17 protein-coding genes are annotated in these 24,359 nt (G+C 65.3%); 9 read left to right on the plus strand and 8 right to left on the minus strand.

What is annotated here, in order from left to right; translation table 11 throughout:
- Positions 1-274: 274 nt before the first annotated feature.
- Entirely contained in the window at positions 275-1,534 is a 1,260-nt protein-coding gene (locus tag VT03_RS06355; protein ID WP_082845992.1) for a cytochrome-c peroxidase, read from the minus strand.
- 134 nt (positions 1,535-1,668) lie between these two features.
- Between VT03_RS06355 and VT03_RS06360 the strand changes: the two genes are divergently transcribed.
- Both VT03_RS06360 and mog read left to right on the plus strand, forming a co-directional pair.
- Positions 1,669-2,586: a LysR family transcriptional regulator gene (locus VT03_RS06360; protein WP_075092218.1), complete on the plus strand. Its 918-nt coding sequence runs from the start codon at positions 1,669-1,671 to the stop codon at positions 2,584-2,586.
- A gap of 51 nt (positions 2,587-2,637) precedes the next feature.
- On the plus strand, positions 2,638-3,174 hold the full coding sequence (gene mog, locus VT03_RS06365) for a molybdopterin adenylyltransferase (protein ID WP_075092219.1): 537 nt from the start codon (positions 2,638-2,640) through the stop codon (positions 3,172-3,174).
- Between the two features lie 364 nt (positions 3,175-3,538).
- Here the strand turns inward: mog and VT03_RS06370 are convergent, their stop codons facing one another.
- From VT03_RS06370 to VT03_RS06380, 3 genes are all read right to left on the minus strand, one after another.
- Positions 3,539-3,907: a diacylglycerol kinase family protein gene (locus VT03_RS06370; protein WP_156514328.1), complete on the minus strand. Its 369-nt coding sequence runs from the start codon at positions 3,905-3,907 to the stop codon at positions 3,539-3,541.
- Positions 3,908-3,988: 81 nt separating this feature from the next.
- Positions 3,989-6,640 carry a zinc-dependent metalloprotease gene (locus VT03_RS06375; protein WP_075092220.1) on the minus strand — a complete coding sequence of 884 codons (2,652 nt, stop codon included), beginning with the start codon at positions 6,638-6,640 and terminating at the stop codon, positions 3,989-3,991.
- Positions 6,641-7,346: 706 nt separating this feature from the next.
- Entirely contained in the window at positions 7,347-9,776 is a 2,430-nt protein-coding gene (locus VT03_RS06380; protein ID WP_075092221.1) for a DUF4159 domain-containing protein, read from the minus strand.
- Between the two features lie 790 nt (positions 9,777-10,566).
- Between VT03_RS06380 and VT03_RS06385 the strand changes: the two genes are divergently transcribed.
- From VT03_RS06385 to VT03_RS06395, 3 genes are all read left to right on the plus strand, one after another.
- Positions 10,567-10,941: a co-chaperone GroES gene (locus VT03_RS06385; RefSeq protein WP_075092222.1), complete on the plus strand. Its 375-nt coding sequence runs from the start codon at positions 10,567-10,569 to the stop codon at positions 10,939-10,941.
- A gap of 106 nt (positions 10,942-11,047) precedes the next feature.
- Entirely contained in the window at positions 11,048-11,518 is a 471-nt protein-coding gene (locus tag VT03_RS06390; protein WP_075092223.1) for a GNAT family N-acetyltransferase, read from the plus strand.
- A 50-nt stretch (positions 11,519-11,568) separates the two neighbouring features.
- Positions 11,569-12,027, plus strand: coding sequence for a hypothetical protein (locus VT03_RS06395; RefSeq protein ID WP_075092224.1), 459 nt, complete (start codon positions 11,569-11,571; stop codon positions 12,025-12,027).
- 7 nt (positions 12,028-12,034) lie between these two features.
- Here VT03_RS06395 and VT03_RS06400 read toward each other — a convergent pair whose 3' ends face one another.
- Both VT03_RS06400 and VT03_RS06405 read right to left on the minus strand, forming a co-directional pair.
- Positions 12,035-12,835 (minus strand): enoyl-ACP reductase, encoded by an 801-nt coding sequence (locus tag VT03_RS06400; RefSeq protein WP_075092225.1) that lies wholly within the window; start codon positions 12,833-12,835, stop codon positions 12,035-12,037.
- On the minus strand, positions 12,835-13,860 hold the full coding sequence (locus VT03_RS06405; RefSeq protein WP_075092226.1) for a hypothetical protein: 1,026 nt from the start codon (positions 13,858-13,860) through the stop codon (positions 12,835-12,837). Before VT03_RS06405 ends, VT03_RS06400 begins: the two co-directional genes overlap by 1 nt.
- Before the next feature lie 167 nt (positions 13,861-14,027).
- Here VT03_RS06405 and VT03_RS06410 point away from each other — a divergent pair, with 167 nt between their 5' ends.
- The 3 genes from VT03_RS06410 (at position 14,028) to VT03_RS06420 (ending at position 18,478) form a co-directional block, all read left to right on the plus strand.
- Positions 14,028-16,403, plus strand: a complete 2,376-nt coding sequence (locus VT03_RS06410) for an FG-GAP-like repeat-containing protein (protein WP_197489220.1) — start codon at positions 14,028-14,030, stop codon at positions 16,401-16,403.
- A gap of 132 nt (positions 16,404-16,535) precedes the next feature.
- Entirely contained in the window at positions 16,536-17,480 is a 945-nt protein-coding gene (locus VT03_RS06415; RefSeq protein WP_075092228.1) for a prenyltransferase/squalene oxidase repeat-containing protein, read from the plus strand.
- Between the two features lie 152 nt (positions 17,481-17,632).
- A complete protein-coding gene (locus VT03_RS06420; RefSeq protein WP_075092229.1) occupies positions 17,633-18,478 on the plus strand; it encodes a lysophospholipid acyltransferase family protein in 846 nt (281 codons plus the stop codon).
- Between the two features lie 227 nt (positions 18,479-18,705).
- On the opposite strand, the gene VT03_RS06425 is transcribed toward VT03_RS06420, so the two are convergent.
- Together VT03_RS06425 and VT03_RS32590 are read right to left on the minus strand one after the other, a co-directional pair.
- Positions 18,706-19,989 carry a DUF1501 domain-containing protein gene (locus VT03_RS06425; protein ID WP_075092230.1) on the minus strand — a complete coding sequence of 428 codons (1,284 nt, stop codon included), beginning with the start codon at positions 19,987-19,989 and terminating at the stop codon, positions 18,706-18,708.
- 110 nt (positions 19,990-20,099) lie between these two features.
- Positions 20,100-22,025: a DUF1549 domain-containing protein gene (locus tag VT03_RS32590; RefSeq protein WP_075092231.1), complete on the minus strand. Its 1,926-nt coding sequence runs from the start codon at positions 22,023-22,025 to the stop codon at positions 20,100-20,102.
- Positions 22,026-22,283: 258 nt separating this feature from the next.
- On the opposite strand from VT03_RS32590, the gene VT03_RS34540 reads away from it, so the two are divergent.
- Positions 22,284-23,792: a Clp protease N-terminal domain-containing protein gene (locus VT03_RS34540; protein ID WP_075092232.1), complete on the plus strand. Its 1,509-nt coding sequence runs from the start codon at positions 22,284-22,286 to the stop codon at positions 23,790-23,792.
- The last annotated feature ends 567 nt before the right edge of the window (positions 23,793-24,359 follow it).

Genomic DNA, 24,359 nt, shown 5'->3' on the forward strand with positions numbered 1-24,359 from the left:
CGGGGGGACCGGCCGAAATTTTCCCACTTTGTCAAGTTTTTTGGAGCAGGGGCCGCGGATCGCACGGCCCTTCCGGAGCAGAAAAACAAGACGCAAGTCATTTATCTAAAAGCGATTCCATCGCATCCAAGGCCGCTTGTTCCGGCACGGGCGCAAAAAAATCCCGCCCACACCCTCCGGAAGAACCCGGCGGGCATGGGCGGGATGGATGGCTTCCAGGCTCGATGGGCCCGCGGGCGCGGCCACCGGGCGATCGGCCTCGAAAACGAGGCGGTTACTTCTCGGCGGGGAGCCGGGCGTGTTCCACCTTGGGGAAAGGGCCCGTGCAGGCCTTCATGAACGCGACGAGGTCCTTCTTCTCCTGCTCCGTCAGGTTCAGCTTTTTGATCTTGTTGCTGAGGTTCTTGTTCGGCGTCCCGCCCTTGTTGTAGTGCTCGACAACGTCCATCAGCGTTTCGAGGCTGCCGTCGTGCATGTAAGGAGCGGAGAACTCGACGTTGCGGATCGTCGGCGTCTTGAACGCGCCGTAGTCTTCGGCCTTCTTGGTGACCGCCATCCGGCCGACGTCCGGATCCTTGGCGTCCATCCCGATGCCGAGGTTGTGGTACTTCTCGTCCGCCAGGTTGGCCCCGACGTGGCATGCCGCGCAGTTCACCCGCTCGCTGAAGAAAAGGTCGCGGCCGCGGACGGCGGACTCGCTCATCGGGAACTTTTCGGCCTGGACCTTCGCCAGCAGAAACTGGGCGTAGACCTCCGGCTGGTCGGTCTTGAGGTCCTCGAGGTCTTCCGGCTCCAGCTTCGAATACTTACGGAGGATCTCGGCGTAATCGTACGGCGAGGCTCCGGTGACGAGGACGCGTTCGAACGATGCGATCGCCTTGGCGACGTTGTCGATCGTGACCCCTTCCTTCTCGCCGAACACGGCGTTGAACTGCTTCACATAGCCGGGGATCGTCTTGAGGGTGTCGACGCACTGGACGTGCGTGTTCCCCATTTCGATCGGGTTGGCGATCGGCCCCTTGGCCTGCTCTTCGAGCGAGTTGGCCCGGCCGTCCCAGAACTGGACCGAGGAGAGGATGCGGTTGTAGCTGATCGGGGAGTTGCGGTTCCCCTGCTGGCCGTTGATGCCGACGCCGAACTGCGTGTGCTTGCCGAACCCTTCGTCCGGATGGTGGCAGTGGGCGCAGCTCACGGTATTGTCGCCGCAGAGGCGGGTATCGAAATAGAGCTGCCGGCCGAGCTCGATCTTGGCGCGGGTCAGCGGATTTTCCTTGAGGCCGGAGATCTCCGAGACGCCGAGGTCGAGTCCCGGCGGGAGGGTGATTTCCAGAATTTCATGGTTCTCGGGCTTCGCCAGGAAGGCGTCAATCTCCTGGACCGTGAGCGTCTTTCCCTTGCCGGGGATGCCGGACGTCAGGGCGTCGCTTGGCAGCTTGACCTTCTCCGCCGCGGACAGGGTGGGGACGAGCATCAGGCTGGCCGCAAGGGCGGTTCCTTTCACGAACGTCCTTACGGAATGCGACAGGCGAGTCATGCAGTCTCTCTCCACGGTCGGGGGATCAGGGATGGCGGGAACAAAGCAGGCTAAGCATCGGAACAGGGCGATTCTAGCCGCCGCCGCGATATCATCAATTCCCATCGAGCTTCTGTGATGGATAAGATTCGCTTATGGACATTTCGCAGCTCGAAGCGTTTCTCAAGGTTGTGGAGTTCGGCAGTTTCACGCGGGCGGCCCGGGAGCTGGGAGTCTCTCAGCCGGCGATCAGTCAGCAGATGGCCCGGCTCGAGGAGACGCTCCGCCAGCCGCTGTTCGAGCGGCAAGGGCGGAGCGTGCGGCTGACGCACGCCGGCGAGACGCTTCGCGCGCGGGCCGAGCAGATCGTCTCGATGGTCCGCGACACCCGCCGCGAAGTGACCGACGACGGATCGTCGGGGCGGATCGTCGTGGGCGGGATTCCGACGATCGCTCCGTATTTCCTGCCGCCGCTCATTGCCCGTTACCACAAGCGGTTCCCGCAGGTCCGGATCGAGCTGCGCGAGGACGTGACCGAGCGGCTGCTCCGGCTGTGCCAACAGGGGGAGATCGACGTGGCCGTCATGGCGCTGCCGATCGACGAGACGGGGCTCAAGGTGGAGCTCCTGTTCGACGAGCCGCTGCTCCTGGCGGTGCCGAGTGCGCATCCACTCTCGGCCCGGGACCGGATCCGGCCGGCCGACCTGGAGGACGAGCAGTTCGTGCTCCTGGGGGAAGAACACTGTCTGCGGGGGGACGTGGTCCGATTCTGTCAGCGGCACGCGTTCCAGCCGGTGTCGGTCAATCAGGCACAGCAGCTCACGACCGTCGAGCAGCTGGTGGCGAGCGGGTTCGGGGTGTCGTTCGTCCCGGCGATGGCGGTCGACGCCGTGGCGGCCCGGCGGGTCGTGCATCGGCCGCTCACTTCCGGAGGCCCGCGACGGAAGATCGCGGCGTGCTGGAACCCGGTCCGCTATCAGACGAAGGTCCTTCGGGAGTTCTTCCGCGAGATGCGGACGTTCGCGGCGGAACACAAGAAGTCACACGGCGAGAGCGCGAGCGGCGGATCGTAGCCATTTCCCTCCGCGACATAGCGGCATTGGACGAACATTGAGGAGAGCAGCATGACAGCGCAGACCGCGCGGATCGGGATTGTGACTGTGTCTGACCGGGCGAGCCGCGGCGAGTACGAGGATCGCGGCGGACCGGCGATCCTGGCGTACTTTCAGGAGGTTCTCACTTCTCCCTGGGAGCCGGTCGCCCGTGTCATTCCCGACGAACGGGAGACGATCGAGAAGACGCTCATCGCGCTGGCGGATGGGGAAGGCTGCTGCCTGATCGTGACGACCGGCGGGACCGGTCCGGCCACGCGGGATGTGACTCCCGAGGCGACCGAGTCCGCGTGCGAGAAGATGATGCCGGGCTTCGGGGAGCTGATGCGGAAGGTGTCGCTGGAGAAAGTCCCGACCGCGATCCTTTCCCGGCAGACCGCCGGGATCCGCGGCCGGACGTTGATCGTGAATCTTCCCGGTCAGCCGCGGGCGATCGGCGAATGTCTCGACGCGGTGATGCCGGCGATTCCCTACTGCATCGATCTCATCGAGGGGCCGTATCTGACGACGAACGAGGCCCGCATTCAGGCGTTCCGGCCGAAGCGATAGCGTCCTGCCGGCGCGGCTCTGTTTGCTCAAACCCAATGTGCGACGGCCGCTGGGGTCAAGGGGCCAAAAACAACACAGGCCCCCTTGCCGCCGGAGGCGCTTCCATAAGGAACCGTGGTAAGCAACGGGTGTCCGCTTTGGGCAGCCGGCGGTGAGAACTCACGGCTCGCCTTGCGATCCCCGCGGGTTGGTGAGGGGGCATCCGGCACGTTGGCCGCGTCTGGATACTCACTCCTTCAGACATCTCTCGACGGCCAGGCCTCCGGCGGGCGGGGGGGCGTGGCCCCCTTGCATCCCCCACCAGGGGTACCCCCTGGACCCCGGTTTGTGTTGAGCGATTGTTGAAACGCGGCCTGCTGGATGATCAGCGCGGGCTGACCACCAGCACCCATAAACGCGGGCCGAAGATCGCCGCTCCGACCGCCGCCGCGCCGAGAGCCGCCAGCAACACCCCGCCCGCCGCCAGGTCCTTCGCATGCCCCACCGCCGAGTCCCGGTCCGGATGCAGGCGGTTCAGCAGCGCCTCAATCGCCGTGTTGAATGCCTCCGCCGCAGTCACGGTCGCAATAGCCATCGCCACGGCGCACCACTCCCACGGCTCAATCCTCCAGAACACCCCCGCCGCCACGACCACAACAGCGGCCACGAGATGCACCCGCGCGTTCCGCTCCCGCGCGAACAGAGCCGCGATCCCCCGGCCGGCGTAGACGAACGACAGAAGGAAGTCCCTCAAGGTCCTGGCCTCGATTCCCGCACAGACAACAAAAAAAGGGGCATGTCCTGAGACATGCCCCTCGATCACTTCATTCCAATCTTACTCGGCCTGCTGGCCAAAGCGGAGGATGATCCCGCCTCCACCCCCGCCGCCGCTGTTGATCGTGACCTGGGCATTGAGGGCCGCCCGGATCCGCGACTGGCTGTCGATGAGGTGGGCTCGCGTGTAGTCATCGAGCTTCAACCCCTGGGCATCCAGCAGCGTCTTGATCTGGCCGTCGACCGCCTGGAGATGCATCCGGGTCAGGGTCCGGGCGTCTTCCGGAACGCCAGTGTCCTGGTTCAGCATCTTCGCCAGTTCCTCGAACGTCACCCGCTGCAGATTGCGGCGGAAGCTCGAGATCATCGGCTTGCGGTTCGAGTACTCCCCTTCCAGCTTCTCCGGACGGTACTCGGCCGTGATGCCGTCGATCAGCGTCTTGACGTGCTCGGCCAGGGTGTAGGCGTCGTCGCCGTCCTTGACCTTGAACTCGCTGTCGGCGATCCGGTTCAGAACCTGTGACGAGATCAGGTGCCGCAGGATCCGGGCCTGCATTTTTTCCACGGTGTCGTGGATCGGATAGTCGAGCCGGTTCAGCTCCGTCAGGCCCCAGTGGTTCCAGCGGGTGGCGGCGAGGTAGTTCAGCGACGGCCCGTCGATCTTCGGCGAGGCGAAGGCCGAATCGACGACGAGCTTCATTGCTTCCCGCTGCTTCTCGGCCGGAATGGCCTGGAACGGAACGCGGGCGTTCGGAGTTCCCTTGTGGTCGCGGTTGACCGTCACGCCGCCGGGGAACCGGGCGGCGTACTGGGCACACCGCCAGTACTCGCCGAACAGGATCCCGAAGGCCTGACGGGCCCGCTGGTAGCCTTCACCATCCTTGACCGTCCGTTCGACGACCTCCGGCAGCAGTTCGACCGAGTGGGCCATCTGCCGCTTCACGAATTCGAGCGGGTCCTTGCCGAGGTCGTAGCGGTTCGAGAGCGGGTCGCTGTCTTCCGGACGGGTGTCTTCGTCCGTCCCGTAGTCGAGGCCGGGCTGGCCGGACTTGGCGGCGATCTTGGTCAGCTCTTCCTTCTCATCTCCCTTGAGGAGGCTGTAGCCGTACTCGATGGCCCAGTGGTCGTACGGACCGATCGTCTGGGTGTAGAACAGGCCCTGCTTGGCTCCCTTGGGGGCGATGTTCGGCGGAGCATAGTCCATGACGCTGCCGACGGTTCCTTCGGCAGTCCCCTTCTCGAGGTCGGCCATCTCTTCCATCGTCTTCCAGGCGCTGGCCTTGAAGTTGTGCCGCAGGCCGAGCGTATGCCCGACTTCGTGCATCACGACTTCCTTCAGCCCCTGGTGGATGAACTCCTCGGGAAGCTTACCGTCGGCCGACAGCTCGGGACGGGCGGCGAAGGCGGAGGCGGCGAAGCCCATCTGCCACTGCATCCCCTGGCAGAGGGAGCACTGCTCGCCGTGCCGGTGCTGGTGCGCTGCGCGGCTCCCGGACTGCGAGACGAACGGCGTCTCGAACGGGGTCCAGTCGGCGTTGAGGCCATGGGCCGCCGACGGGATCAAAGTCTCATACTGCTGCTTCCACGACTGAAGGAAGCCGGCGTCGAAGATGATGTCGGCGTCGAGGATCTGCCCGGTCCGGGGGTCGACCCGCGAGGGGCCCATGGCGAAGCCGGCGTCGGCGGTGATCCAGCGGAAGGTGTTGTAATGGATGTCTTCCGGGTCCCAGGTGTCGTTGTCCTGCTGCTGCTCGACGCGGATGGCGCCGGCGAACCCGAGTTTCTCGAAGGCCTTGTTCCACTCCAGGATCCCCGCCTCGATCGTCGGGCGGAGCGCGATCGGAACCGTCCGCTCCATGTAGAAGGTGATCGCCTTCTTGGGGGGGCAGAACTTGACCTTGTCGTCCTTCTTCCGCAGGTCCCAGCGGTTGATGTAGCGGACGAAGTGCTGGTCTTCGGGCGAGGTGGAGAAGTCCTTCAGGACCGTCATGAAGTAGCCGACCCGGTCATCAGCGCGGCGCGTGGTGTAGCCGTTGGAACCGAGTTGCGGCAGCAGGCTGATGCTGTAGTGAATGCCGACCGGCACCCCTTTGGAATCGGGAACCGTGTCGAGTTCCTGCCGGCCGGAGTAGACGGCGGAGACCTGGAGTTCGACGTTGTCTTCGAAGGCCTTGACCTTGCCGATCGTCGACCGGTCGGAGGCGAACATGAAGTCGCCGAGGGCCCGGCCGATCTGGAGATCGTCGTTCATGAAGACGCGGGTCATGTCGACCAGCACGCCACCGGGGGAGGTCGTCAGGATCGGGAGGGCGTAGAGGACGCTGTCGTTGTAGGCGATCTTGACGGCGCTTGCTTCCGGGCTTTCCGGAGCGGCGCGGTAGCGGACGTTCCGCCGGATGACGAACAGCTTGTCTTCGGACTTCCGGAAGGTCCAGATGATGTCGTCGCCGAAGCCCCACGACATTCCGCCGATGACCATTCCCGAGCTGACGCCGCGGGCGATGGAGGGGAGGATGATGTATTCCCGGCCGAGCATTCCGTCTTTGATTTCGACCAGCAGTTGCTGGTCCTTGTGGTAGACGTTCCACAGGCCGGAAGATTTTGTCTTCCCCTTCGTCAGCTCTTCAAACTTGGACGTATCCTGACCGCGGGCCGGGCCGCCGCTGCCGATCAGGCAGGCGGTCGTCAAACACAACGCCATCCAGAACCGCATGGCACTCCTCTTTGAGACGAAATCCTTAGGGAAGCAGAACCGATCGAGCGTATCTCATCACGTGCCAGCCAGCACGTGCAAGACGCCTGTTTCCAGCTCCAGCCGACGGCGCACCGCGACGGTTACGCATCACGTTCCGGAATGTTGCCGACCGGCATCATGCCCCTGGCTGGAAAAAGCCGCTCAATCGGAATGATATCAATGGGGACGCGGGGCTGACAGAAAATCCTTGTGGAGGGCGGGCGATTCTGGGGAGGGTGCGGGGCGTGCCGGCGCACTCAATTTTGGATGAATGTCGGAAAGCGTGCCTGGCGGATGGGTGTCTTTTGCCCAACTCAACCTCGATCGCCCACCGGGTCCAGGGGCACCCTGGTGGGGGATGCAAGGGGGCAACGCCCTCTTGCCCGCCGGAGGCCGTCTCGCCGGAGGCCGTCGAAAGGAGTATGTGTCCGAACGACGGATAAGGTGCCGGATGGCCCCTCACCAAGCCGCGGGGATTGCGAAACAAGCGGTGTCTGTTTAGGGGGTCCTCAACTCCGGTACCACAAGGGGGACATCCGTTGTGTCCCACGGTTCCGCGACGAAAGCGCCTCCGGCGGCAAGGGGGTGAGACCCCCTTGACCCCGGCTGCCGTCGCACATTGGGTTTGAGCGAGCGAAGCTGTGCCGGCAAGGACGGGGTGCCCGCGACTACGAAATGCCGCCGCTCACCGATAAAGCGCGTACAGCACCGCGTTCACCGCGATCTTCACCGCGTCTTCACCCACATACCCCTGGCAGTTCGGAGTCGCCTGCCGCTCCAGCGCACAACTGATGTCGTACTTGCTGTAGACGATCGCATACCGCCCATCGATCTCGATCCCCTCCAGGAACGGCTCCCCCGCCACGTCCTGAGCCTGAATCGCCCCCCCCTCCGTTCCGGGAGCGAGCACCCGGCGTTTCACCGTCCGGATGTCATGCCCCAGCGTCGGATGGAACATCTCGTGCGTCGGCGGAACCCGGCTCAGCGGCTTCCCCCCCAACTGCTCCGCCAGCCGCCGGAAACTCTCGTCAAACTGCGTTGCCCCGCAACAGGCGTCGGCAAACAGGAACCCGCCGTTCGCCAGATACTCCTTCAGCTTCTCGATCTCCTCCGGCGCCAGGGCAAAGTTCTTCCGCCCATGCATATAGAGGACAGGATGATCGAACAGCAGCGGATCGGTCGCTGCCACGCTCGGGGCATCGGAGGCCGCCTCGATCCCGACCGTCTTGAGAGCCGCCTGCAGATGCCGCAGAGCGTGCGGAGCGGAATCCCAGCCCCCCGTGTGCCGCAGCCGCCCCACCCGCAGATGCCCCCGGTCGAGCTGATTCTCGTCGACCTTGGCGAGGGCCTCCTGCCGCCGCAGCTTGTCGTGGACCTCCCGCCCGGTCGCGTAGGCGATGACGTTCGTCCCCAGCCGCATCGAGCGGATGATCTGCGTCGTCACCGCCGGCTGCCGGCCGGGCGGATCGAACCGCGTCCACTTCCCCCACCGGCAGCCAAGGTCGTGCGGCGAATAGACGATCGCCGTCCGGCACCCGAAGTCGACCCCCCACAGCTCCGGCGGATTCTCGGTGAGCGCAAACTCGCTGCGGTAGATGTCGTGCGTCGGAGGAAGCTTTTCGAGGCGGTAGTCGTCGCTCGGCAGGAGCTCCTTCACGAATCGCCGCACATCCTGGTCGAACCGCGGGTCCTCGCAGCTGCGGACGATGAACAGGAAGCCCCCCTGGGAGATGTACTCCTTGAGGAGCTCCATCTGCCGCCCCTGGATCGCCGCGAGGTCCCGGTGCCCGGTCAGGAGCTGCACCGGAGCCTGGAGAAGGGCCCCGACCCCTTCGCCGTTGGCCGCGACCTCCAGGTCAACCGACTGCCACGTCATCAGCTTGGGCCACTTCGGGAGTTCGGTGATGTAGTCCACGAGGTTGCCGACGTCGCGGCGGTGCCGGTTCCAGTCGTTCCCGACGACATCCCCCGTCACGCCGTCCCGCGGCCCGTACTTCAGCTTGTTGACCACCACCGGGGCCAGCCCCTTGGCCAGGAACAGGAGCGCCAGGCTCGTCCCGACAACCTCCTCGCTCTCGTTGTTGCTGCGGTAGCTGCCGTTGACCGGGCTCTGACCGCGGACGAGGAACGAGGCCCCTTCGCGATACCAGTCTTTGTTTCCGAAGAACCGGGTCCCGGTGAACCGCCCCGCTCGCTCCAGGCCGTACAGGTAATAGAGGAGATGGCCCGGCCCGCCAGGATTCGACGTGACCTGGATGTTACGCGACATCCAGCGAACCGCTCCGTCGAGAGCGACCTCGACCGGTTCCGGGGCCTGCTGGCCGCAGCAGAGGATTTCGCCGTTCGGGAGCACGTCTTTGTCGTTCTGCAGGAACGAGTCGATGATGCTGAGCGAGGCGATCCCCGCCACGGTCATGCTGCCGGTCGTCGCTCCGTTGGCTCCGCCGCCGTTGTAGGACCAGCCCGCCCCGCCCGGGAGCGTCGGGTTCCCTTCCAGGACCTTCAGCCAGTGGTCCCGGGACCGCGTCCAGACCTGCCGGTTGACCTGGTAGCCGGCCACCGACGCCTCCCGCAGGCCGAGCATGGCGAACTGCGTGTTGCTGTTGTCCCACCACGAGTCGTCCGCGTGGTAGCCCCAGGCCCCCGGCTGGTTCCGGCTGTTCTGCGCCTGCTCCAGCCGTTCGGCGAACTGGGCGATGCGGGCGGTGTCCCGCTTGGGGTTCCGGGCGGCGACGAGCGCCTGGATGGTCATCGCGATGTCGTAGATCTCGGTCGGCTCGGGCATCCGCCGGAGGTATTCGAGCCCGCGGCTGACGACCGGGTCGTCGATTGGCTTTCCGGAGTTGATCAGCGAGAGCGTCGCCAGTGCCGCGACCCCCGCCTGCCACCGCCCACCCTGGATCGAACCGAACGAGCCGTCGTTCTGCTGCTGGGAGGTGATGTATTTCTGAGCCAGGTCGATTGCCTGCAGGACGTCCCGGCGGAGCTGCGCGTCGTCGCCGCGGGCCGCGGCCGGCCCCCAGCTGGCGTCGTTCCCGACTCCGCCCAGTCCGAGCACGAGAACCAGCAGGGCTGACAGGAGCCGACGGATACCGATGAACCTTCCCTTCGCCATTCCGATCCCTCTGACGATCCGTGCGGAAACGATCCGAGGCGCAATCCTGCGACTACGTCGGGCAGGGGCCCGTCGTCGAAGCCATCATAGTCCCGGGGGAAAGATTTCCGAACCTGTCGGAAGACTTGATCGTCTATACGGTGTGTTCGGTGGATGGAGGTAGGTGGTTTTTCGCTCAAGCACAGACCGATCTGTTGCGCAGTCCACCGGGTCCAGGGGCACCCTGGTCAGGGGGTGCAGGGGGCAGAATGCCTCTTGCCCGCCGGAGGCCTGGCCGTCGAGAGGTGTCTGAAGAAGTGCGTGTCCAAACGCGGACACCGTGCCGTATGCCCCCTCACCAACCCGCGGGGATTGCAAAACAAGGGTTCTGATGTGAGGGAGACCTCAACGCCGGTACCACAAAGGGGACATCCGTTGTGTCCCGCGGTTCCGCGACGAAAGTGCCTCCGGCGGCAAGGGGCCAAGAAAACAACACAGGCCCCCTTGACCCCAGGCTGCCGTCGCACGTTGGGTTTGAGGTGGCATAGTCGTGCCGGCCAGCACACGGCTGGACCACCATCCAGCGAAGCGCCCGCCTCCATGTTGTGCGAGGCGGCAGTCTCGACCCAAACGGCACGCTCCCCTGCGCTGGACGTTCCGGAGCGACGGGAAGTGGCGAAGCGTCCGGACGTCTCGCTTCCCTTTTCAGAATCCGCGGAGCGAAACTGATCCCGTCGTCGCTCGCGCCCGGTGGCCTCCGTATATAATTCCGCACGCTCCTGAGGGGAGCGGATTCTGAGGAACACGCACCGTGACGGAATTCGTCGAGCCGCTTGGCCCCCGCATCCTGATCCGCAAGGACGAGAGCCGCCAGAAAACCAAGGGCGGAATCGTCCTGCCGGACAACTCCGAGATTCCGACCATCACCGGCCGGGTGGTGGAGATCAGCGCCGAAGTCGGGAACAACGAGGACTTCCCGGTCCAGAAGTACGACAAGGTCCTGTTCCACCCCAAGAACGCGATCCCCGTCGACCTGGAACCGGACAATGTTCTCTATGTCGTTCCGATTACGGACGTTGTGGCGGTGTTCCGCCGGAACACGGCGGCCACGCCCCGGCCCGACGCGCTGGAAGAGGACCTGAATGACTTGTCGGAACTGTCCGATTCCGACGATGCTGCCGACTAGCGGGAGGTCTTGTCGCGTGCGGAACGCCGGTTGCCCCTGACGTTTCGCCCAGACCTTTTTGCCTCGGCCGCGCGTTTCGCGGTCTCTCCTCCTCCATTTTGCGTCCATGCAGACCAGTCCCTCCGGGGCCGAACCAGCCGCCGCTGCCGCCGTTTCCGTCCAGCCGTCGGTTCACGTCCGCGCGGCCCGGCCGGAGGATGTCGACGCGATCAAGACCTTCATCGTTCCGTTCGTCGAGGCGAAGAAGCTCCTGCCGCGGACGACGCGCGAACTGAAGAAGCTGGCCCAGACCGGTTTCGTGGCGATCGTCGACGAGAAGGTCGTGGGGTTCGCCACGCTCGAAATCTATTCGAAGAAGCTGGCGGAGCTGCGGAGCCTGTGTGTCGATCCGGCACTGCAGGGGCTGGGGATCGGCAAGGCGCTCACGCGGGCGTGTCTCGACCTGGCAAAGGACCGGCACATCTTTGAAGTGATGGTCATTACGTCGGCAGACCAGTTCTTCCTCTCCTGCGGCTTCGACTTCACTCTGCCGGGCGAGAAGAAGGCGCTGTTCCTGCAGATGCGCGAGGAGCCGTAGCGGCCCGGCTGTTTTTTGCCCCGATCCGTCCGTTCCGACGGGGAATTCCCGTGCCCGCCTTCAGCGAGTTGTCACCGCGCCCGAAGCGGAACGAGATTGCCCGCTGGCTCCTGCTGGTACCCGGAGCGGTCCTGGCCAGCGTGGCCGTTCGCCAGACCGTCGGCGCGGTCGTGCGGGCCATGAGATTGGCCGGCTCCCTGGACTTGGGTGGGGCCGGCTTCTGGCTGGCGACCGTCTCGTACTACGCGCTCCCCATGTTCGCCCTCGTTGTCGCCGGAGGCCGGATCGCGCCTCGACGGCCGTTGGCGGCGGCGCTCGTGCTGGCGGGAGTGGGGGGCGGGCTGTCGCTCCTGAAGCACGTCGTGATGCAGCATCTCTCCGGGAATCGGGTCGGGGCGATCAACTGGATTCACTTCAGTCTGGAGATGACCGGGCTGGTGGCCGGCGCGGTGTGCATCTCCCGGTGGAGGAGAGTCAGCGGGTTTGAACCACCTCGCGACGCTCGCTGAGCGGCAGCTACTTCGACGCCCGGGAGACGAGTTCCTGGTCGAAGTAGTTCGTCTCCATTCCCGCGTCGATCACGAGCCCTTGGGAATTGATCCCGGACGATCGCGGGCTCAGCAGAAAGGCGATGGCGTTCGCGACCTCTTCGGTCTGGACCGCCGCTTTCCGGAGCGTCGCCTGCTCGGCGAAGAGGTAGCTGTCGACGTAGCCTGGGATCCCGGCCGAGGCGGACGTCTTGAGCAGTCCGGGGCAGACGGCGTTGAACCGGACCTTCGAGAACGCCGAGAACGACTTCGCCAGGAAGCAGACCGCGGAGTCGAGGGCTGCTTTGACCGGGGCCATGTAGCCGTAGTTCTCCGCCGCCATCCGGGTCGTGGAGATTGACGTCGCGACGACGCTTCCTTGTTCCTTGTTGAGAAGGTCGCGGAAGGCGTTCGAGAGGGCCATCAGTGAGAAGCAGGAGACGTTGACCGCCTGGAGGAAGGCGGCCCGCGGCGTTTCGTGGAAGGGGAGCCAGCCGGCGGAGTAGTCGGCGAAGGCGACGGAGTGGACGAGGCCGGTGATTTCGGATCGGTCGCGGGCGACTTCATCGCGGAGGCGGTCGATCTGGTTCTGGTGCTCGACATCGCAGACGTAGATCGGGGCTTCGCCGACGAGTTTTCGGAGGGAGTCCCGCCGGGCTTCCGAGCGGACCGAGTAGATCACATCGGCCCCGACCTCGCGGAGGACCTGTGCGGTGTGCCAGGCGACGCTTTTGCGGTTGGCGACGCCGACGACCAGCACCGTCTTGCCTTCCAGCTTCAGGAAATCCATTACGACCTCGGGGCGGATTTGGGAGGAGGGGGAGAATCGTCCGCGATCCCGGTCGGGTCAAGCGGGGACTTATCGCCGTCGGTTGTGGGACGCAGCAAGCGATCGTCAGTCTGCAGAAAAAGGTGACGTGCGATCATGGTTGCCGTCACCGCTCCGACGAGCCCAAACAGCAGGCCTGGCATCCAGTGACCGGGCAGAAACGGAGTCCCAAAAGTGCTGCCCAAGATCGGCGAGCCCAGGACCGCCCGCAGGATTTCCGACCGGTCCTCCGCGGTCCGGTAGTACCAGCCGGGCACGGCGAACCGCAGCAGGCATCCCAGCCCGAAGCCGGTCCCCGCACAGGCTGGAATCATCGCGGAGAGCCAGGGCAGAGGTCCGAGCCAACCGGCCAGCCCGATCGTGACAGCCCACGCGCCCCACCCGCCGATCAGAGCACCAGTGATCGCTCCGAGAATAGAAAGACCTACGTAGACGAAACCCGGAAGACCGTCGCGTCTCCAGACCCGGCGGCAGGCACTGTCCTGCAGGATTTGCCCCCAGCGGGCCAGGGTTTCGGGCTCCAGGCCGCAGGCGACCTGACGGCCGGTCGGAAGCACGATCATGAGACACCGTCGACGTTCCCCGGTGAACCAGTAACGGCGATCGTCGGACGTCCAGCCGTCGAACCAGCAGCACTGACGCAGGGAGTAGGACTGTCGGCTGGACTCCTCGCGGACCACGACGGCACCGTGAACGAAGGCCACGCTCCGTTCATGATCGAAACGGTCGAAGCCGACTCGGCTGATCCCCGCGGCGACCAGCACGGGGAGGGCCAGGATCCCCAGGAAGACGATCGCCTCGCTGGCGTTGAGTCCATGCCATGTCGCCACCGCACCCACGATCAGTGCTGAGACACCGGCGACCGCCACCAGGGCCCGGAGCGTCACGAACGGACGGTGCCCCGGGGACTCGCTCGGAGCGGCAATGGTCTCACGGAAGATGTCGGTCGCGTCGTTCATCGCGTCGTCGGCCGGCGAAATGGTCACTGGACTTCAATCGAAGAGAACGGACCGGCTGCACGGTGGATCATCGTGATTTCTGTACGTGTCGCGAGATCCGCCCTCGTGCCCGGTCCCTCCGGATTTGTGCTAGGTCCCCCACCTCGCTCAAATGTCCTTCTCAGATGGACGTCACCGCAGTGAAGGAGAATCGGGTGCGCAACACTCTGCGACAACTCTTGCTCGGGCTCGTGGCCCTGTCCGGAACCGCGGCGGCCCAGGAAGAAGCCTCCCTCGTCGAACTCTCTCAATACTACGGCTTCCTGCCGGTCGAGATCTTCAAGGTCGAGTATCGCTCCCACTCCCTCGTCCCCGGCGACTTCAACCACGACGGCAAGACCGACCTCGCCATCGTCGACGACAGCCACAGCCGCATCGACCTCCTCCTCCAACGCGCCTCCGCCCCCGCGAAGCTCGAGGAACTCGCGAAGGTCAACGACATCCGCAGCCACTGGCGGTTCGAAAAGAAGAAGATCCCCGTCGACCGCGAAGTCCCCTCGCTCTCCGCCGCCGACCTCAACGGCGACGGACGGACCGACCTCGTCTACTTCGGCAACCCCGACCGGCTCGTCGTCCGCTATCAGCCCGCCTCCGGCGAGTGGACGGAAAAGAAGGAGTTCCGGCTGGCCGATGTCCAGGCCGCCGCCTGGACCGTCGCGACCGGCGACCTCAACAACGACGCCCTGGCGGACATCACGGTCCTGGGGAAGAAGAGCACCTACGTCCTGTACCAGAAGAAGGACGGCACGCTCAGCACGCCGGTCGAGTTCCGGAACACCGGCGCCGACCTCGGCCTCGGCATGGTCCAGGACCTCAATGGCGACGGTCGGAATGACCTCTTCTATCTGGCGAAGGACCAGGACGAGCGGGTCCTGAGCGGCCGGCTTCAGGATGAGCGCGGCCAGCTCGGGCCGGAGATCCAGTTCGGCGTCAAGAATCCCCGCGGCGTCGCGCTCTACGACATCGACGGCCAGGGGGGAGCGGAAGTCCTGGCGATCGACAACCAGACGAACCGCCTGCGGGTCCTGAAGCTCAAGAACCCGCAGCCCCGCGCCGGCGAGCCGGCGACGCGGCTTGTCCAGTACGGCATCGGGAGCGAGGGACGGGACATCGGCGAGGCGGCAATCGGCGACATCGACGGCGACATGCTGGCCGACATCGCGATCACCGTCCCCGGCGGGGCCCAGGTGATGGTCTTTCGGCAGCAGCGCGGGAGCGGCCTCGACCTCGGGACCGCGTATCCGAGCTACCTCGGAGCTCAGCAGATCCGGATCGCCGACGTCGACACCCTGCCCGGCAATGAAGTCGTCGTCCTCAGCAACAAAGAGAACACGATCGGGATCGCCAAGTTCGCGGAGGGACGGCTCGGCTTTCCCGAGACGCTTGCGACATCGGGAACGATCGTCGCCTTCGAGCTGGCGGATCTCGACGGGGACAACCACCCGGAGATCGTCGCCGTCTTCCAGGAGAAGGCGGGACGCGGACCGGCGAAATACTGGATCGGCGCGGTGAAGCGGACCGTCGCCGGTGAGTGGGAGAAGTTCAAGTTCGCCGGCGACAAGACGGAGCTGGAGATCAAGCCGGAGGACACGCCGCAGCGGCTGATGGCGGTCGACGTCAATCAGGATGGCCGCAAGGATTTCCTCTGCATCCTCAACGGCAAGGCCCCCCTCCTCCTGCTGACGAACGACGCCGGCGTTCCGGAGCCGGTCACGGTTTCGGGAGGCGTGCAGCTTGGCGACGTCGAGCCGGGGACGATCGAGTTCGGCCAGTTGCAGGAGCCGGCGCTCCTGATCGCCCAGGGGAGCTTCGCCCGGCACGTCCGACTCGATGAAGACCGGCGGTGGCAGGTTAAGGACCAGTTCAACTCGACCGAGACGAACGCCAAGCTCAAGGGAGTGGCGACGCTTGACCTCGACGGCCAGCCCGGGAATGAGCTCGTCCTTGTCGACTCCGGCCTCAACAAGCTGCGGATCTTCCGCCGCGAGAAGGACAGCTACCTGCCGTGGCGGGAAATCGACATCGGCAAGTTCCCGTTCAAGTCGACGGCCGTGGCGGACCTCAACAACGACCGCCGCGACGACCTGATCCTGATCGGCCAGGGCCGGTTCGGCGTCCTGTACTCGGGCCAGTCGGACTTCGAGCTCGACGAGCTCGCTTCGTTCGAGAGCTCGCAGAAGGACGCGTACCTGATGGACCTGGCGGCGGGCGACCTGAACGGGGACGGCCGGACCGACATCGCCCTGATGGAGACGGAGAACCACACGGTTCAGGTCGTGACCCGGGCTCACGACGGCAGCCTCAAGCTGGCCCTGAGCTTCAAGATCTTCGAAGAGAAGAGTTTCAACGACCGCTCCCGCCGCGGCGGCGTGCAGCCGCGGGAAGGGATCATCACGGACGTGACGGGAGACGGCCGGGCCGACCTGGTCCTCCTGGCCCACGACCGGATCCTGCTCTATCCGCAGGACACCGGCCAGGCGCAGTCTCCGCCGCCGATGAAGGAACTCGGCGCCGCTGGCGCGCGGCCGTAGGTCTTCGAAGAGTTAAACACCAAGGCACCAAGAACACCAAGGGTTTCCTCTGCGAGTTGCCCCCTTGGTGTTCTTAGTGAGGTCTTTGTGTCTTGGTGTTGAACATTCTGCTTCCCCCCTTCTTGAGCCCGCTTGAACGATTCCTTCCTCGTCCGTCTCGCCACTCGCCTCAATGCGGGGGCCGCCGCCTGGACAGAGGAGCGCCGCGCGCGGCATCTCCGTTACCTCCGCTCGCTCCTGCGGGCCGACGGCGGATTTGCGGGGCGTGAAGGGGACTCGGACCTCTACTACACGAGCTTTGCCGTCCGCGGACTGGCGATGCTCGGGGGGCTGTCGGTGGACATTGCGGAGCCGATCGCCGGCTACCTGCGGACCTTTCAGCCGACCGAACTGGGGGTCATCGACGCCATGAACTGGGTGGCGACGGCGGTCGCCCTGCAGGTCGGAAGCGGGATCGACCTGACCGCCGCGCTCCCCGCCGGCTGGGACGACACCGTCTGCGACCGGCTCGAAGCGCTGCGCCGCGACGATGGCGGCTACGCGAAGGCTCCCGAAGGAGCGGCCGGGAGCACCTACCACTCATTCCTCGCAGTGCTGACGTACGAACTGCTGGGGCGTTCCGTCCCCCGGCCGAACCGTCTGGTCCAGTTCCTGTTCGACCGGCAGCGGGACGACGGCGGGTTCGTCGAGATCGGCCCCATGCGGCACAGCGGGACGAATCCGACCGCCGCCGCCTGCGTGATCCTGAACCGGCTGGGGGCGATGGACGACGAGATCCGCTCCGACATCCGGGCGTTCCTGGGGGACGTCCGCTCCGCGGAAGGGGCCTACCAGGCGAACCGCCGCGTCCCGTTCTTCGACAGCCTGTCGACTTTCACCGCCGTCCTGACCTGCCAGGAGCTCGGCATCGAAGAAATTCTGCGGCCGGAGGCGATCCGGGGAGCGTTCGAATCGCAGCTCGAGTTCCCGACGGGGGGGATGCGGGCGGCGATGTGGGACGAGTCGACCGATGCAGAATACACCTTCTACGGTTTGGGAACGCTCGCCCTCCTGGGGGCGACCGCCGTCGAACCCTGAGAATTTCCGAGCCGCCGCGGAGTGAAGCCCCCCGGCCGGCTGCGGCGAAATTGAACGCAAAAACTGCTCTTCGCGGGAGTTGAGGAAAGTCCCTAGGATTCGCACCCGGGGACTTCGTAGCCTCGCGAAGCCCCTGCGGAACATTCGGCACCATGCCCTTTCTGTCGATTTCTTCAGAAACCGTCGCTGTCCTGACGCTCGCCGCTTACGCGGCGGTTGCGGTCGGGGTCATTTACCGGCAGGCCCGGGACTGTCCCGATGGCTGGCAGGTGTGGGTTCTGCACCTGATCGCCCGCAGCTACGCCCCGTGGGCCTTCGCGCAGCGGATCGACCGCCGGACGCTCCAGCCCTCGACGGGAGGGGCGCTTGTCCTGGCGAATCACCGCGGTCCGGTGGACCCGCTGTTCATCTTCGCAGCGAACTCGTTTCGCCGGGATGGGCTGAAGGTCCGGATCGTCGAGTTCATGACCGCCAGCGAGTACTGCGAGCTCAAGGGCCCGCTCGGCTGGATCGTCCGGACGATGCGGGTCATCCCCGTCGACCGCGACGGCGGCGACATGGAAGCGGCAAAAGAAGCCCTCAAACGCCTCAAGAAGGGCCGGATCGTCGGCGTCTTCCCGGAAGGACGGCTCAATACGGGCGAAGGCCTGATGGCCGGGAACCCGGGGATCGCGTGGCTCGCCCTCCGCGGCGGCGTCCCGGTCTATCCGATCTTCATCGAGAACGCTCCCCGGGCCGGCGGCGGGATGGTGAAGCCGTTCTACACGTTCCAGAAGGTCCGCATCCACTACGGCGAGGCGATCGACCTGTCCCATTTCGGCCGCATGCGACCGACGCCCGAGAACCTGCAGATGGTCACCCGCTATCTCATGGAGCATCTCGCGAAGCTCGGCAACACCTTCGTCCAGCCCTGCGAGACGCGGCTGCCGCCGATCAACAGCGTCAAGAAGCCGGACACGTTGCCGCTGGATGAGTCGGCGTTGTCCCGCGCCGGCTGAGACCGGCCGACGGCTGAGGCGCCCCCAAAAGAAAAACCCCGGGACCGCTCCCGGGGTTCTCCCAAGCAGCAACATGCCGCCCGGGCGCGGAGGTACGGAGTGGGATGAGGGGCTAGGAACCAGAGTTTTGAGCCCGATGCTTCGCGGCCATCAGACCTTTGTGCTCTTGGTGCCTTCTTTGTGTCTTGGTGTTTAACAACCCGCCTCCGCACCACTCGACACGCTCTCTAACTGAACAGCTCCTGCACGACCTCCCCGCCGTCGACGATCTTCATCGGTCGGCCGAGCGGACTGACGGTCTCCTTGGCCGGGTTGACCTGGAGGCAACGGCAGATCGAGGAGAAGAGGTCCGGGACGCTGACGGGGCGGTCGTCAATCGCCGAGCCATCGGGGCTCGTCCGACCGATCACTTGCCCTCCTTTAATTCCGCCCCCGGCGACCGCGGCATTAAACGCCCGCGGATAATGATCGCGGCCGTCACGGGGGTTGACCTTGGGTGTCCGCCCGAACTCTCCCATCCAGGCGACAACCGTGTTCTCGAGCATTCCGCGGTCCTTGAGGTCGGCGATCAGCGTGCCGAACCCCGGATCGACCTGCTCCGCGAGCGTATTGACGCGGGTGTGGACGTCGTCATGGGTGTCCCAGCCGTTCGAGCGGACTTCGACGAACGTCACCCCCTTTTCGATCAGCCGCCGGGCCAGGAGGCAGCCCTTCCCGAACGCCGACTCGCCGTACTTCTGGCGGAGGGCTTCCGGCTCGCTGCTGGTATCAAAGGCCTGCGTCAGCGGGCTGAGGACGAGCCGCGACGCCTTGTCGTAGATCTTCTGCTGGTTGTCGACGACCACCTGCCCGCCGCGGGCCGCGAAGTCCGCCTCCAGCCGCTTGAGGTGCTCCAGCCGCCGTTCGAGCCGCGCGGGACTGACGGTCGTACCGACGTTGCTCGGAAGGGAACCCGGGTTGTCGACGATGAACGGCTCATAGTCGACGCCGAGGTAGCCCCCGAGTCCTTCGGTCCGGCCGATCGAGACGACCGCCGGGAGGTCGTGCCGCGGATCGGCCAGCTCCTTGGCGATATTCGACCCGAATCCCGGGTGCTTGACGCTCCCGGCGGGGACGTAGCCGGTGTGGAGCTGATAGCTCGCCCGCTGATGGTTCCCTTCCTTGTTGGTCATCGACCGGACGAGGGCGATCTCCTTCATGACGCCGGCGACGTTCTCCCAGCCTTCGGCGATCTGGATCCCCGGCACGGCGGTCGAGATGACCCGCGTGCCGCCGCCGTTCTCGTGGTCCGGCTTGGGATCGAAGGTCTCGAGCTGGCTCGGTCCGCCGGACATCCAGAGCAGGATCATGCTCTTTCCCTGCCGGCGAAGCTCTTCCGCCTGGACCGACATGTAGTCCGAGAAGGTCAGGGTGCCCGCGGCCACCGCGGCGGCGGAAACCGTCCGCAGGAACCCGCGGCGGGAAACGCCCCGGCGATTGCAGAGGACCGATTCGTGGAGGGTGGTGAGCATGGTGGTTGGGTGGAAGTATCAGGTGCCAGGTATCAAGTATCCGTCAGAGTGGAGGGTCGTGGCCGTCGCTTCGGTCCCTAGTCTCCTGACCCTCGTCCCTGGACGCTCCCTCATCTCTTCGTCACGAACTCGCTGCTGTTCAGCAGGCTCCAGAGGATGTCTTCGAAGGCTTCCGAGCGGTTGCCGATGGTGCGGATGAGGGCCAGGTTGAGCTCCGTCTCCTGCTTGGACGGCTCGCGGGCCAGAATGACGAGATAGAGCTCGATGAGAGCGTCCTCGTCGTTCGAGTAATCCTTGAGGATCTGCGCGAGCCGCGTGTTGCCGGTGCCGCCCATCATTCGCTGGATGGCGGGGTTGTTCATCATGAACAGGGCCTGCGGGACGGTCCCGAGGATGTCCTCCTGCGGCGTCGAGGGGTCAAAGCCGAACAGCACGGCAAAGCCCTGCCGCTGCGAGAGGGGAAGCCGCCCCATCGGCCCGCCCCGTCCGCCGGCGATCCCCAGGTTGGAGATGCCGAGGACCGAGGTCAGCTCGTTGTAAATCTGGTCGGACCGGAGCCGCGTCGGCGCGGCGGCCGCGAACGCTGGCCCGTTCAGCGACGTCCCTTCGCTCCCCGCCAGCTGCCGCTGGTAGGCATCGGTCAGGGCGATCGTCCGGTACAGCCACTTCACGTCGTAGTTCTGCGCGGTGAAGCCGCGGGCCAGGGCGTTCAGGACCTCGCCGTACTGCGCTTCGCGGAGCGGGCCCATGTCGTCGATCGGGGTGAAGAACCCTTCGCCCAGCATCTCCGCCCAGACGCGGTTGACGAACGCCTTCGCGAACCAGGGATTGTCTTTCGCCGTGATGTGCTCGGCGAGGGCTTCGCGGCGGTCGAGGTCGTCCGTTCCCGCCTTGAGCTTCGACTTGTCGAGGAAGAACGCCGGCTCCATCAGCGTCCCCTTGGACTGCGGGTCGTTGAGGTCCGGCATGTAGTGCTCGGCCGAGCCGCGGCCGGGCTGGTTGGCGTCGGGCCGCGGAGCGTCCTTGAGTTCCTGCGGGGTGAGCTTGCCGTCCTTGTTCTTGTCGGCGAAGCCGAGGATCGTGTCGAACCGCGCGGCGAGCGGACCGCTCGCTTCTTCCTTCACCAGGAAGCCGTCGCGGTTGCGATCCATGAAGCGGAAAATCTGCTCGGGGTCGTACTGCCGCCCCTGCGGCTGACGCTCGAGGAAATCCGCCGAGGTGACGACGAACGACCGCAGGGTCTGCGGGGACTCGCGGCGGACTTGGATCCGGGGGAAGTAGGCGGCCAGCGTGTGGAACTCCTCGCGAGTCCACTTGTCATATGGATGGTTGTGGCAATTGGCGCACTGGATCTGGATCCCGAGGAAGATCCGGGAGACTTCCGAGGCGATCTCGTTCGGGTCCCCTTCCTGGGCGAAGATCAGGCCGATCTCGCCGTCGGTCTCCGTGTTGCCGGTGGCGCAGATCATCTCCGTGGCGACCTTGTTCCAGGGGGTGTTCGCCTGGAACTGCTCCTTGAGCCAGCCTTCAAAGACATCCTGAACGAGCCGCACCCGCTGGTTCGTGGCCCGGGAGAAGACCACTTCCCGCCAGTAGCCGGCCCAGTTCTCCGCGAAGGCGTCCGAGCCGAGGAGTTTGTCGATCGTCTTCTCCCGCTTGTCGGGATCGGCGTTCAGGCAGAAGAGGGTGACTTCCTTGGCGGTCGGGACGGTCCCCGCCAGGTCGAGCGTGACGCGGCGGAGGAAATCCTCGTCGCTGGTCCGCGCGCCGGCCGTGACTGATTCCTTCGCCAGGTGGGCGGCGATCAGACGGTCGACTTCTTTTGCGATCGTCTGCGACGAGTTGAGCTTTCCCTGCGTCCCCAGGACCGGCTTCGCAGTCCCCTTGGCGGTTGACTTGGCCGTCGCCGATTTGCCCGCATCCGATTTGGCGAGCGGCTTGTCGGCGGTGAGCGCCCCGGTCGTCAACAGCGCCGAGCCAACCAGAACGCAGCCACCGAGCAGCAGAATTCGGAGTGGTCGGCGGAGTGGTTTCATGGGGCGAATCCAGGGAAAGGCCGCGAGCGATTGGGTGTGACATCCAGTCCGACAGGAACTGAAACACCGATGAAGGGCGTTCGGTTTCGCCGGATTCCCATCCGGGAAATCCGGATTTCGTTGTGTGAAGCAGGAGCGAAGGCCGTAGTCTGGCTCGATCTGAAAGGGTGAGCGGCCGAATTCTGGAATCGCGGCGGGCAGGAGACGGGTGTTCACCAATGGTGAGCCCCATTTCCCCGGTTCCAGACTGAGCCTCCCATGTACGAACGCTTCACAGACCGCTCCCGAAAGGTGATGCAGCTGGCCAACGAGGAAGCGCAGCGGTTCCAGCATGAGTACATCGGCACCGAACACATTCTCCTGGGTCTCCTGAAGGAAGGTTCGGGGGTCGCTGCGAACGTTCTCAGGAACCTGGGTGTTGATCGCGACCGGATTCGCATCGAGGTCGAAACGATCTTGCGGTCGGAACGAGACCGCGTAGACAAGGGCGATCTGCCTCGGCCGCCGTGGGCCAAGAAGGTGATCGAGTACGCGATGGAGGAGGGCCGACACCTCAATCACAACTACGTCGGGACCGAACACCTCCTGCTGGGGCTGCTCCGCGAACCGGAAGGAGTCGCCGCCCGCGTCCTCATGAACCTTGGCCTCAAGCTGGGAGACGTTCGAGAGGAAGTCCTCAACCTGCTCGGCCACGGGATCGCGCGGGTCGAAGCCCGGGCACCGAAACCCGCGGAATTGCCTTCCGAAATGACCGCACGGGTGCGGCGGGTTCTCGAGGTCGCTCAGGAGGAGGCGGAGCGTCTCAACGTCGGATTCGTCGGGACGGAGCATCTCCTTCTCGGCCTGGTGCGAGACCAGGCGTGTGTGGCCGTTCAGATCCTGAGACTGGCGGGGGGAACTCAGGACCTGATCCGTGCGGAAGTCGAGAGAGTCGTCGGCGCGGATCCGACAAAGGGATCCCCGCCCCTCAAGGGAGCCGTTCCGTATTCCGAGGCGTTCAACCGTGTCCTCACGCTGGCGGAGCAGGAGGCCCGCGATGGCGAACATCTGGGGACCGAACATCTTCTGTTTGCCCTCCTGTCCGTGCCGGAGGGGCAGGCGGCTCCTGTCCTGGGGCGATTCGGTATCACTATCGGCAAGGCGCGGGAGGCCTATCGGCGGTGGCTCAGCCGCGGCATCTCACCGAGCCGAAGGCTCTTTCCGCGAGAGTCGGACACGGCCTTCGAAGATCGAGTAGCGGACGGGACGGAAGTTCTTTCGCCCGCGCACAGCCGGAGGGCCGCGCGGGTGATGAGGTACGCCAACCAGGAATCTCAGCGGTTCAACCACGAATACGTCGACACGGAACACCTCCTTCTTGGACTTGTGCAGGAAGGGAAGAGTGTCGCGGTGAACGTTCTAAAGAATCTCGGCATCGACCCGCGGAAGATCCGCCTGGAAGTGGAGAAGAGGATGCAGTCGGGCCCTGACATCCTGGCCATCGGCCGGCTGCCGCAGACACCCCGGACGAAGTGGGTGAGGGAGTATGCCACCGAGGAGGCCCGGCTTGCCGGTCATCCGGTCATCGGGACGGAGCATCTGCTGCTCGGCCTCCTGAGCGTGAGCGAGGGGAAGGCGGCCGAAATTCTCGGCGGTCTGGGTGTGACGATCGATGCGGTCCGCGCGGGAATTCGGGACGTGCTGCCGGATCCGCGGATCGCGGAGGATCAGTTCCTGGGAGACGCCCCCCTCGGCGATGAGCCGCAAGACGACTTCCCAGCCTCATGATTCGGGCTGGGACAAGGGATGTTGGCGAATGCCGAACCATCCGTATGCGTGGCTGGAAAGTCGATTGTCCCTTCCGGGAGGGCGAAGCTCCCGCTGAGCCGCGCGGGTTCGCAAACACGTTCCTTCTGTCATTCGACCTCCCGCCCCTCTTTCGGAGGAGCGGTCCAACCGCGATGGCACCCTTCGGGCGGAGTGAAGGGACGTTCCGGCACCTTCTCCACCGCCGCGGCTCGGCCGGAGCCTCGCCCTCCCGAGGTCTTTACCTCGAAAAGCGAGGTTCCCTTGATCCTCCCCTTGGCAGTTATCACTGACTCTCGGGATATGCACACCGACTATCGCTCCTGGCCGCTGCCGCCCGAAGGAACACCCGTGATCATCCACGGTTCAGCCGGGAGGGGCCTCCGGCGGCAAGAGGTCTGGATTGTCGTTGGCCCCTTGATCCCAGTGGCCGTCGCACGATGTGAGCCAAGCATCACTGCGCCGGCCAGCCCGCGTCGTGAGTCTTCGCCAGGGGGCGATCCTGTCCAATCCGTCGACTCCCCCGGCCAAGCTGACAGTCGCCACCCC

This window comes from Planctomyces sp. SH-PL14, assembly GCF_001610835.1.
Classification (GTDB): domain Bacteria; phylum Planctomycetota; class Planctomycetia; order Planctomycetales; family Planctomycetaceae; genus Planctomyces_A.